The sequence below is a fragment of the Azospirillum sp. CT11-132 genome, assembly GCF_047302835.1.
Lineage (GTDB): Bacteria > Pseudomonadota > Alphaproteobacteria > Azospirillales > Azospirillaceae > Azospirillum.
The window spans coordinates 828,303-839,350 of sequence record NZ_JBGLZA010000003.1 but is presented as its reverse complement, the minus strand read 5'-3'; the positions used below and the strand labels follow the sequence as shown (position 1 = coordinate 839,350).

General features: G+C 66.5%; 8 protein-coding genes. 5 read left to right on the top strand and 3 right to left on the bottom strand.

What is annotated here, in order from left to right; all coding sequences use genetic code 11:
- Positions 1 to 233: 233 nt before the first annotated feature.
- On the top strand, positions 234 to 1,130 hold the full coding sequence (locus ACCD06_RS09725; protein WP_413340329.1) for an aldose 1-epimerase: 897 nt from the start codon (positions 234 to 236) through the stop codon (positions 1,128 to 1,130).
- Here ACCD06_RS09725 and ACCD06_RS09720 read toward each other — a convergent pair.
- Entirely contained in the window at positions 1,119 to 2,033 is a 915-nt protein-coding gene (locus tag ACCD06_RS09720; RefSeq protein ID WP_413340327.1) for a LysR substrate-binding domain-containing protein, read from the bottom strand. The genes ACCD06_RS09725 and ACCD06_RS09720 overlap by 12 nt on opposite strands.
- 107 nt (positions 2,034 to 2,140) lie before the next feature.
- On the opposite strand from ACCD06_RS09720, the gene ACCD06_RS09715 reads away from it, so the two are divergent.
- Positions 2,141 to 2,464 (top strand): nuclear transport factor 2 family protein, encoded by a 324-nt coding sequence (locus ACCD06_RS09715; protein WP_413340325.1) that lies wholly within the window; start codon positions 2,141 to 2,143, stop codon positions 2,462 to 2,464.
- Complete coding sequence (locus ACCD06_RS09710) at positions 2,461 to 3,240, top strand: SDR family oxidoreductase (RefSeq protein ID WP_413340323.1); 780 nt, start codon at positions 2,461 to 2,463, stop codon at positions 3,238 to 3,240. The genes ACCD06_RS09715 and ACCD06_RS09710 overlap by 4 nt, the downstream gene beginning before the upstream one ends.
- Positions 3,241 to 3,284: 44 nt before the next feature.
- Here ACCD06_RS09710 and ACCD06_RS09705 read toward each other — a convergent pair whose 3' ends face one another.
- A complete protein-coding gene (locus tag ACCD06_RS09705) occupies positions 3,285 to 4,160 on the bottom strand; it encodes a lysozyme inhibitor LprI family protein (protein ID WP_109075704.1) in 876 nt (291 codons plus the stop codon).
- Between the two features lie 31 nt (positions 4,161 to 4,191).
- On the bottom strand, positions 4,192 to 5,133 hold the full coding sequence (locus ACCD06_RS09700) for a hypothetical protein (RefSeq protein WP_109075705.1): 942 nt from the start codon (positions 5,131 to 5,133) through the stop codon (positions 4,192 to 4,194).
- A 237-nt stretch (positions 5,134 to 5,370) separates the two neighbouring features.
- On the opposite strand from ACCD06_RS09700, the gene ACCD06_RS09695 reads away from it, so the two are divergent.
- Together ACCD06_RS09695 and ACCD06_RS09690 are read left to right on the top strand one after the other, a co-directional pair.
- Positions 5,371 to 8,724, top strand: a complete 3,354-nt coding sequence (locus ACCD06_RS09695; RefSeq protein WP_413340321.1) for a DUF2126 domain-containing protein — start codon at positions 5,371 to 5,373, stop codon at positions 8,722 to 8,724.
- A gap of 195 nt (positions 8,725 to 8,919) precedes the next feature.
- Positions 8,920 to 10,956 (top strand): di-heme-cytochrome C peroxidase, encoded by a 2,037-nt coding sequence (locus tag ACCD06_RS09690; RefSeq protein ID WP_413340319.1) that lies wholly within the window; start codon positions 8,920 to 8,922, stop codon positions 10,954 to 10,956.
- The last annotated feature ends 92 nt before the right edge of the window (positions 10,957 to 11,048 follow it).

Here is an 11,048-nt window from a genome sequence, read left to right as displayed (position 1 = left end):
CGCCCCTTCCGCGTTGTCGATACAACCGGCATTCCGCACCCGCCGGGGAGCGGGGCCGGACCGGCATCGTCGCGCAAGGAGGGTAAATGACGAGTGTACGATACCCACATTTTTCGACAAAAACAGGTGAACTGTGTCAGCGTCGAGGCAGTCGGCGCCTTGCCGATGGCGACCGTTTCCTTCGGCCTTCGCATGTGCGATAAGAATCGTGACGCCGACGATGGGAGAAACGCATGATCCGGACGGGCACCATCATCGCGTTGCGGCACGGACCGATGACGCTCACCGCGGCCCCCCAATGCGGCGGTTCGCTGGCGAGCTGGAGCCTGTCCACCGCCGATGGCCCGGTCGAGCTGTTCCGGCGAGCCTCCGACCACGCGCTGGCCGGGAATTTCGCCCCGGACATGGCCTGTTTCCCTCTGGTCCCCTTTTCCAACCGCATCGGCGGCGGCCGGTTCGTCTTCCAGGGCCGCGAGGTCGTGCTCGCCACCGATCCCGGATCACCCCACAGGATCCACGGCCATGGCTGGTCATCCCCCTGGAGCGTGGAGGCCGTCACCGACGACGCCCTGCGCATGGCATTCGCCCACCGGGCAGACGACTGGCCCTGGAGCTATCGCGCGGCACAGACGGTGTCGCTGGACGGCGAAGGGCTGACCGTCACGCTCGACCTCATCAACGACTCGGACAGCGACATGCCGGCCGGACTGGGGCTGCATCCCTATCTGGTCAGGTCGCCGGGCAGCCGCGTGACCGCCGGCGTCCAAACCGTCTGGGAGAATGACGACACCATCCTGCCCTGCCGGAATCGTCCGGTGCCCGCCGCCTGGGACTTCAGCCAAGGCGTGACGATGGACAATGTGGAGCTGGACAACTGCTTTACCGGCTGGAACGGCTCCGCGACGCTGGACCGCCCGCGCGAACGGCTGCGCCTGACCATGCTGGCCGACGGGCCGGTCGGACACCTGATCGTCTATGCCCCGCCCGGCGAACCCTATCTGTGCCTGGAGCCGGTCACCCACATGACCGATGCGCTGAACCGTCCGCAGGAACCCGGTGCTGGGGTGATCGCGCTGCCGCCGGGTGAACGGCTGTCGATGACCGTCCGATTCCTCGTGTCACGATCCTAGAGCGCCGCCTGTCGTACCGAGTTCGCGAGCAAGGCCGATGAAGGCCCTGAAGGCGGCCGACGGGTTTCGCCGTCCGGAATAGTAGAGGCAGAGCCCGGAACGCGGCGGCGTCCAGTCATCGAGCACGCGAACGAGACGCCCCGCCTCCATGTCGGCCCGGACGTCCGGTTCCATGAAGAAGCCTAGGCCTACGCCTTCGAGGACGGCGATTCGCGCCAGACTGGCCTCGTCCAGCGTGATCGGTCCATTTACCTCGATCTGTGCCGACTGCCCGTCCTTCTCGAACTGCCACCGGAATAGGGCACCGTTCGGCAGACGGACACGAATGCACGGGTGAACGAGCAGGTCGGGCGGCAGGCGCGGCCGCTCATGCGCCGCGAAATATGCCGGCGACCCGACGACCGCATAACGCTGCGGCCGACCCAGGGGAACCGCGATCATGTCGCTCGGTACTAGGTCGGCCGCACGTACACCAAGGTCGAACCCCTCGGCGACGATATCCACCAGCCGCCCTTCGGTGACGAGGTCGACATGGACCTGCGGATGACGGCGCAGGAACTCCAGCACCAGAGGCGAGAGGAGTTCGCGCGCCGCTGTGGCGAAGGCATTGATGCGAAGTGTGCCCGACGGAATGATCTGCTGCGACCGCACGGCTTCCAAGGCGCCGTGGACATCCTGCAATGCCGGACCAACCTGCTCGACGAACACCCGCCCGGCATCGGTGAGCGAGACGCTCCGTGTCGTCCGGTTGAACAGGCGAACGCCAAGGCCCGCTTCGAGTTTGCCGATCGCATTGCTGAGCGCTGTCGTCGACATGCCCAGGTCGAGCGCCGCTGCGCGAAAGGTGCCCCGTCGCGCAATGGCGATGACCGCATCCAGATCGTTCAGTTCAGCCTCGCGCATTGTCCCGCCAATCAAAACCCCTCATCCCGCTTTATCCCGATTATCGAAACAGATGTCCAAACTTAGTTTGGAAAGGACAGGAAACTTCGATCAGGAGGAATGACGCGATGACACTCCCTTCACCGGTCTTGGCCTGCATCGATGCAGACGGAAGGAACGACGGCATTGCGCTGATCGATGCCTTCGCGCCCGACGCCGCGGTCAAGGATGAAGACGGCACTCACTTTGGCAAAAAAGCGATCGGCGCGTGGTGGCGGGCTGCAAAGGCCAAGTACCAACACGTGATCGAACCGCTCGAATCGACTGAAGACGGCCAGACCACCAGAGTTCTCATGAACGTGACTGGGCAATTCCCCGGCAGTCCCGCCAGGATGGTTTTTGCGTTCCGGGTCGAGGGCAGCCGGATTGTCGGGCTGGAGATCACCCCATGAGCCCCTTCATCAACCTGGGCGGCAAGCGGACGCTCGTCACATCGGGCACCCGCGGCGCCGGTGCGGCCACCGTCGCGCTGTTTCGCGAACTCGGGGCCCGTGTGCTGACGGCAGCCCGCTCGCGTCCGGACGGGATGGACGAGGCGATGTTCGTCTCCGCGGATCTGACGACCCCGGACGGGTGTGCCAAGCTCGCGGCGGCGGCGCGCGAACGCTTGGGCGGGATCGACGTCATCGTTCACATGCTGGGTGGTTCCTCCGCTCCCACAGGCGGATTCTCTGCGTTGAACGACGAAGTCTGGAGCAGGGAACTCGACCTGAATCTGATGCCCGCGATCCGGCTCGACCGCGAGCTTGTGCCGGCGATGGTGGCGCAGGGCCATGGTGTGGTCATCCACGTGACCTCGATACAGCGCGAGCTGCCCTTACCGCAGTCGACGACAGCCTATGCCGCTGCGAAGGCCGCGCTCTCGACCTACAGCAAGAGCCTGTCCAAGGAAGTTTCGCCCAAAGGCGTGCGCGTGGTGCGAGTCTCGCCCGGTTGGATCGAGACCGAGGCGGCGGTACGTTTGGCCGAGCGGCTCGCGAGGGACGCCGGCACCGACTATGAAGGCGGCAAGCGGATCATCATGGACTCGCTCGGCGGCATTCCCATCGGCGGGCCATCGAAGCCGGACGATGTCGCCAACCTGATTGCGTTCCTCGCTTCCGACCGTGCCAAGACCATAACCGGCACCGAATACGTCATCGACGGCGGTACCATTCCGACCGTGTGACGCGTGACCGACAGTACGAGCGAAGCCGGCCGTCGCCGGCCCCCTCAGCGGCAGCGGACGAATTCCGCCGCGAAGCTGGCCGGCGGTTCCATGCGCAGGATCAGCCGGTCGAAACGCGGCGAATCGGCCGGCAGAAGCCGCAGGGTCGCCAGCGGTGCCGCCGCCTGGGCCTGAGCCCCTTCCGACGGAGCGGCCGGCAGAAGCGCCACCCCCTGCACCGGGTCGCCGTCGGCCGCCAGGGTGCCATCCAACGGGAACAGCTGCAGCCGCGGCTCCACGGCGTGGAGGCTGCGGTCGGTGCCGATGTCCAGATAGGAGCTTCGGCAATCGTCGATGGCGGTGCGGTCGCCCGGATCGGCCTTGGCCCAGCGGCCGGCCAGAGTCTCCAGCGAGACCTTGCGGCTGATCGGCGGCACCGGCGGCTGGGGTGCGGCGAACCGGCGGGCCGCGGCGCCAGTGACGGACAGCGGCAGATCGCCGACCGGCCGGGACCGGGACTGCCGCTCCGCCTCCAGCGCCGCCGTGCGCTTGCGGATGACACGCGCCAGGCAATCCGCGCGCGTCTTTGCCAATTTCGCGTCGGCCAGATCGGCCGCGGTCACCGGACAGGATTCGTCCCGCTTTGCCCGCCAGACGGTCTGGCTATCCTCGATCGCCGCACGGCCGCTGTCGTCGGTGGTGGCGCCAAGGGCCGCCAGCGCCGCATCCATCGCCGCACCGGCCGCCGCCAGCTTCGCATCGCCGCACATCAGCTGCGCGGTCGGCGTCTCCGCCGCCTCGCAACCGCGCGCCGCCGCCTCGGGAGCGGCGGCCTCCGGCGGGGGAGTGTCCACCGGAGCCGAAAGGGCCGGGACCGCGGCCATCACCGCGAACAGGGAGCCGGCAGCCAGGAAACCGCCAACCAGGGACAGGGCGCGCATCGCAGGAAACCTTGGATAAGGAAGCGGAACGTCACGAAGCGGGGAAGGCCTCCAGCACGGCCTTGACCTGACGCTGGAAATCCTGGTCGGTGCGATAGCGCGTCACGACCGACTTGTCACGCTCCACGAAAAACAGCATGTCGTCGCGGCTTGGCAACATGCGCGGATTCGGCTTTTCCAGCAGTTCGCCGTTCCAGTCGACCCGCGCCATGAAATAGACCGCGCGGGCGAACAGCATGAACAGTTTGTTGTCCGGCGCCAGTTTCTCCCGCCGCAGCAACGCAAAGTAATAATAGTTGCGGCCATGGAAATAGTTGGTGTGGATCGCCTGCAGCGCCGCAAACCGCTCGTCCGGATTGTTGACCTTCTTGATCTGCTTTTCCAGGCGGAATCCGGCGAAGAAATACTCCCGTGCCTCGTGCTCGAAGGAAAAGGCGCTGCCCTTGATCAGGGCCATCTGCTCGCCGTACCGCTTCAGCGCACGGGTCATCAGCAGTTCGAGAAAGCGCCGCTCCACCGCGAACCTGTCGGGGATGGTTGGCAGCATCTCGAACACATGGCGCAGGTGATAGGGATGACGCACGACGACGACCGGAACAGACAGCTTCCTGTTCTTCGCCGGCGCCCGCTTTTCGGCCACCAGCGTGACGGCGGGCGACAGCGAAGCCATGGTCGCCTGGATCGTGTCGTGCAGTTTCCAGCGCAGCTTGGTGTCGGCCGATTGGCTGCCGAGGTTCATGCGGGCAAAAAACCGCTTCACACGGCTGCCGAAGGTTTCCTTCGGCAGTTTGTGCGTCGGCAGGTTGGGGACGATCAGCGGATTGCCGAGAATGTCGGCCGACGGAGGCAGAGGCTTGAAGTTGAAGTATTTTCCGGTGACGACGCCCCGTCCGGCGCCGCCGGGGCCGGCATCGCCCGAACCGCCCGCACCGCGGTTGCCGCCCATGAGTGAAGAAGCCGCCACCGACACCATCCAGACGCGAATTCCCGCCGCCGCGATACTCCGATCGCTTAGGATATAAAGGGTAACGCGAACGGAAGAAAGCCGCAGCGCGCGTCATTCGCAACTTCGTGACTTTTTCGCAACTGCGGTAGGATCGGTGCTGGGGCGCTCTGTCGGGTCCGATTCAACGGTGTTACCGTTGCATCGGCGACCCTGGACCAAACCGGGGCGCGAACATCATCGAACAGGCATGAGGCGGGGTTTTCCATGGCGATCCACGTCGCGCTGAACCATAAGACGATCTATCGTTACGACCGGCCGGTGTCGCTCGGCCCACAGATCATCCGGTTGCGGCCGGCGCCCCATTGCCGGACACCGATCCTCAGCTATTCCCTGAAGGTCACGCCCAAACAGCATTTCCTGAACTGGCAGCAGGATCCGCAATCGAATTTCCAGGCCCGCTTCGTCTTCACGGAAAAGACGCGCGAGTTCATCGTCGAGGTCGATCTGGTCGCCGAGATCGCCGCGATCAACCCGTTCGACTTCTTCCTGGAGGAGAAGGCGAGCCATATCCCCTTCGCCTACGAAGACTGGCTGCAGCGCGAACTGCGCCCGTACCTGGAAACGGAGGAGCCGGGGCCGGAACTGATCGCCTATCTGAGGGACATTCCGCGGGAAAGGACGCCGACCATCGATTTCCTGGTCGCGGTCAACCAGCGGCTGCAGCAGGACATCGGCTATGTCATCCGGATGGAGCCCGGCATCCAGAGCTGTGCGGAGACGCTGACCAGGCGCACCGGCTCCTGCCGCGATTCGGCGTGGCTGCTGGTGCAGATCCTGCGTCACCTGGGTCTGGCCACCCGCTTCGTCTCCGGCTACCTGATCCAGCTGACCGCCGACCAGAAGGCGCTCGACGGCCCGTCGGGTCCGGAGAGCGACTTCACCGACCTGCATGCCTGGGTGGAGGTGTTCCTGCCCGGCGCCGGCTGGGTCGGGCTGGACCCCACCTCCGGCCTGCTGGCGGGCGAGGGGCACATTCCGCTGGCCTGCACACCGGACGCCTCCTCCGCCGCCCCGATTTCCGGCCTCGTCGACGAGGCCGAGGTCGAATTCGGCCATGAGATGTCGGTCACCCGCATCTACGAGGCGCCGCGCGTCACCAAGCCCTACACCCCACAGCAATGGGCGGCGATCGAAGCGCTGGGCCACCGGGTCGACGAGGATCTGAAGACCGAGGACGTCCGCCTGACCATGGGTGGCGAGCCGACCTTCGTCTCCATCGACGACATGGACGGCGCCGAGTGGAACACCACCGCGCTGGGTCCGCAGAAGCGCAAGATGGCTGCCGATCTGATCCACCGGCTGATGGCACGCTTCGCTCCCGGCGGCCTGCTGCATTTCGGCCAGGGCAAATGGTATCCCGGCGAATCGCTGCCGCGCTGGGCGATGACGCTCTACTGGCGCCGCGACGGCGAGGCGCTGTGGGCCAACCGCGACCTGCTGGCGCGCGAGGACACCGATTACGGCCACACCTCCCAGGATGCCGGCGTGTTCCTGATGGCGCTGGCAAAAAGGCTGGGCCTCGACCCGAACCTCGTGCTCGGCGCCTATGAGGACCCCTGGCACTATCTGCGCAAGGAATCGCAGCTTCCGATCAATGTCGATCCGCTGAACAGCAAGCTGGATGACAAGGAGGAGCGCGAGCGGCTGACCCGCGTCTTCACCCGCGGTCTGGCAGAGCCGGTCGGCTTCGTCATGCCGATCAACCGGCGCATGACCCAGCAGGGGCCGGTCTGGCTGTCCAGCACATGGCCGCTGCGCCAGGAGAAGCTGCTGCTGATCCCCGGCGACAGCCCGGTCGGCTACCGCCTGCCGTTGGGCTCGCTGCCCTGGGTGTCGAAGTCCGACTATCCTTATGCCTGGGAAACCGACCCGTTCGAGGATCGCGGCCCGCTTCCGCCTCATCCGGTGCAGCGCCGGCAGGAGATTCGCGGTGCCGTCCAGGAATCCGACCGTGGCGTCCACACCGACAAACGGATCGCCCAGCGCCAGCGCATCATGGCGGAGATCCGTGACGAACTGCCGGAGGAAGGCAAATCGGCCTGGTGGGTGGTGCGCACCGCCCTGAGCTGCGAGGCGCGCAATGGCCGCCTGCACCTGTTCATGCCGCCGATGAGCACGCTGGAGGACTATCTGGCGATGCTGGTGGAGATCGAGGCGACCGCGGTCGAGCTCGAGATGCCGGTCGTCATCGAGGGTTACCAGCCGCCGAAGGACCCGCGCCTGAACTCCATGGCCGTCACCCCCGACCCAGGCGTGATCGAGGTGAACATCCACCCCGCCCACAGCTGGGACGATCTGGTGCGCAACACCATCGCCCTGTACGAGGATGCGCGCCAGTCCCGCCTGGGGGCGGAAAAGTTCATGATCGACGGGCGCCATTGCGGCACCGGCGGCGGCAACCATGTGGTGATGGGCGGCGCCACCGCGGCCGACAGCCCCTTCCTGCGCCGGCCCGACCTGCTGCGCAGCCTCATCACCTATTGGCAGAACCACCCTGCCCTGTCCTACGTCTTCTCCGGCCTGTTCATCGGCCCGACCAGTCAGGCTCCGCGCGTGGACGAGGCGCGCGACGACCAGCTCTATGAGCTGGAGATCGCCTTCAACCAGATCGATCAGGCGGCGGCGAATGGCAACTGCCCGCCCTGGCTGGTCGACCGGGTGCTGCGCAACCTGCTGGTCGATGTGCAGGGCAACACCCACCGGGCGGAGTTCTGCATCGACAAGCTCTATTCGCCGGACAGCTCCACCGGCCGCCTCGGCCTCGTCGAGTTCCGCGCCTTCGAGATGCCGCCGCATGCGGAGATGAGCCTGACCCAGCAGCTTCTGATGCGGGCGCTGGTCGCGCGCTTCTGGAAGCATCCCTACAAGGGCAAGCTGGTGCGCTGGGGCACCGAGCTGCACGACCGCTTCATGCTGCCGCACTTCGTCCAGCAGGACATGGCCGACGTGCTGCAGGACCTGCGCGACCATGGCTATCCGCTGGAGGACAGCTGGTTCGCGCCGCATTTCAACTTCCGTTTCCCGGTCTACGGCCATGTCAGCCAGCGCGGCATCACCATGGAACTGCGCATGGCGCTGGAGCCCTGGCATGTCCTGGGCGAGGAGCCGGGCGGCGGCGGCACGGTGCGCTATGTCGACAGCTCGGTGGAGCGGGTGCAGGTGCGCGTCACCGGCCTGATCGACGCCCGCCACGTCATCACCTGCAACGGCCGGCGCGTGCCGCTGATCCCCACCGGGGTGGAGGGCGAGTTCGTCGGCGGCGTGCGCTATCGCGCGTGGCAGCCGCCCTCCTGCCTGCACCCGACGATTCCCGTCCACACCCCGCTGATCTTCGACATCCTCGACAGCTGGGCCGGCCGGTCGATCGGCGGCTGCACCTATCACGTCATGCATCCGGGCGGCCGCAACTACGAGACCTTCCCGGTCAACGCCAACGAGGCGGAGGGCCGCCGTCTGGCCCGCTTCTTCCCCTTCGGCCATACCCCCGGCCCGATGGACGCCCCGGCGGAGGAACGCAACCCGCAGTTCCCGATGACCCTGGATCTGCGGCGGGGATAACAACGTCGGGGTAACTGGGGCTGGTCCACCGGCACTGTCCCCTTCTCTCGCCAGAGAGGGGGACGAGCCTATGACCGGACCGTCATCCATTTTTCAGCGTCATAACGCGATAGCACTACCCGTATAACGGTTATCGAATTTACCCTCATCGGTCGAAGGCCAAAGCACCATACACCAGATGAGGGAATAACAGGGATGAAGCTGCCCTTCTACGCGACGCTGGCGGCCACTGCGCTGATGCTCAGCTCCTGCGCCGAGCCGCCGCAGCCGCCGCGTCCGGTGCCGGTCAAGCCGCCGGTCGAGGTCAACGGGCTGTGGTACCTGGACCAGGGTTGGTCGGACGAGGCCCGCCAGTGGTACTACAACACCACGCAGGGCTCGCAGATCATGCGCTATGACTGGTTCATGGCGTTGGAGGATCCGCAGACCAAGCAGCCCTTCGTCAAGAGCATCACCCGCTACGGCTATGCCGCCGGCACGGCCAGCAGCTGGAACCCCGATCTGCTGCCGGTCGGCTTCGTCAAGGACACCGATCCCGACAAGACCACCTGGTTCGGCATGACCTGCGCCGCCTGCCACACCGGCGATGTGACGGTGAACGGCAAGACCATGCGCATCGACGGCGCGGTCACCACCGGCGATCTCTATGGCTTCATCAGCGGGCTGAGCGGCGCGGTCCACACCACCGTGACCAGCGACGCGGCCTTCCAGCCCTTCGCCACCCGCGTGCTGGGCGCCGGCGCCACCGATCAGCAGAAGCTGGCGCTGTACAACGACCTGAAGGCCTTCGACCAGTCCTTCGCCGCCTTCGTCGCCGCCAGCACCCCGGACACGCCCTGGGGGTCGATGCGTACCGACGCCTTCGGCATGATCTTCAACCGGGTTTCGGCCATCGACCTGAACCTGCCCAAGAACAACCGCGCGCCGAACGCCCCGGTCAGCTATCCCTTCCTGTGGGATGCGCCGCACCAGCCGCGGGTGCAATGGAACGGCCTGCTGCCGAACGCCACCGCCTTCGACGCACTGGGCCGCAATGCCGGCGAGGTGCTGGGCGTGTTCGGCAAGGTGGCGCTGAAGCCGCCGGCCGACGCCGCGCATTACTATTACAAGTCGACGGTCCGCGGCCGGAATCTGGTCGACATGGAAAACCAGCTGCGCAAGCTGCGCTCGCCGGTGTGGCCGGACAGCCTTGCCGGCAATGTCGACATCGTCAAGGCGGCGGCCGGTGAGACGATCTACAAGGAAAGCTGCCAGAGCTGCCACGCCGTCCTGCCGCGCGGCGAGACCTACACCACCGCGCCGATCGAGATGGTGCCGCTGTTCAACTGGGCGAAGCCTGACGATGCCAAGGCGGTGATCGCGGCCTTCGGCACGATCTGCACCAAGGGCGTCGATGCCGCCGTCTCCGCCGGGATGGTGACGGTCAACTATGCCGCCGATCCGAAGATGGCGGTCGACGCGCTGTGCCGTCAGGTCGATACCGGCGTCCTCGCCAACGTCGCCATGCCGCCGCAGCTGCTGGGCGGCAAGCCGCTGAAGAACCCGGATCTGGCGGCGAATCTGCTGTCCAACGCGGTGATCGGCGCGATCTTCGGCGATCTGGTGCGTGAACAGGGCCTGCTGGCCGACCTGCTGAAGGGCGACAACACCCCGGCGCCGTGGCTGACCGCCAGCGCGCCGGCCGGCTGGTCGCCCGAATCGCAGACGAAGGGCGGCACGCTCGACACCACGCCCTTCGTGAAGCCGGGCGCCAGGATGACCGCCGACCACCAGAAGGTAATCGCCGCCCTGACCGGCCGCGGCGAGAGCAAGCCGGCCGTCGGCGCGGTTCCCGCCGGTGGCCGTGCGGCGAAGGCGGCTGCCGCTCCGGCGAAGTCCACCTCCGGAGGGGCGACCGCCGACGAGGAGGCGCTGGCCGGCACCATCAAGCAGCTGCTGGCCTACAAGGCGCGTCCGCTGGACGGCGTGTGGGCTACGGCGCCCTTTATGCACAACGGGTCGGTGCCCAACCTGTATGAGATGCTGCTGCCGGCGTCCCAGCGGTCGGTGACCTTCCGCATGGGCAGCACCTCCATCGACCCGGTCAAGGTCGGCGTGGATTCCTCCGCCAAGGATGCCACCTTCGTCTATGACACGACGAAGCCCGGCAACCACAACAGCGGCCACGAATTCGGCGCCGGCCTGACCGACGACCAGCGTTGGCAGCTGGTGGAATACCTGAAGACGCTCTGACCGTTTCCGGGATCTCCGCTGCATCCGGCAAGCCGGAGCGTCGCCATCCGCGGCGCTCCGGCTTTTTTTCATTCGCAAGGGTCACCCATGGC

Bases quoted from the DNA above. Each gene is read 5' to 3' on its own strand.
- ACCD06_RS09690 (WP_413340319.1), top strand. From the start codon at position 8,920: ATGAAGCTGCCCTTCTACGCGACGCTGGCGGCCACTGCGCTGATGCTC.
- ACCD06_RS09725 (WP_413340329.1), top strand. From the start codon at position 234: ATGATCCGGACGGGCACCATCATCGCGTTGCGGCACGGACCGATGACG.
- ACCD06_RS09720 (WP_413340327.1), bottom strand. From the start codon at position 2,033: ATGCGCGAGGCTGAACTGAACGATCTGGATGCGGTCATCGCCATTGCG.
- ACCD06_RS09715 (WP_413340325.1), top strand. From the start codon at position 2,141: ATGACACTCCCTTCACCGGTCTTGGCCTGCATCGATGCAGACGGAAGG.
- ACCD06_RS09695 (WP_413340321.1), top strand. From the start codon at position 5,371: ATGGCGATCCACGTCGCGCTGAACCATAAGACGATCTATCGTTACGAC.
- ACCD06_RS09710 (WP_413340323.1), top strand. From the start codon at position 2,461: ATGAGCCCCTTCATCAACCTGGGCGGCAAGCGGACGCTCGTCACATCG.
- ACCD06_RS09705 (WP_109075704.1), bottom strand. From the start codon at position 4,160: ATGCGCGCCCTGTCCCTGGTTGGCGGTTTCCTGGCTGCCGGCTCCCTG.
- ACCD06_RS09700 (WP_109075705.1), bottom strand. From the start codon at position 5,133: ATGGTGTCGGTGGCGGCTTCTTCACTCATGGGCGGCAACCGCGGTGCG.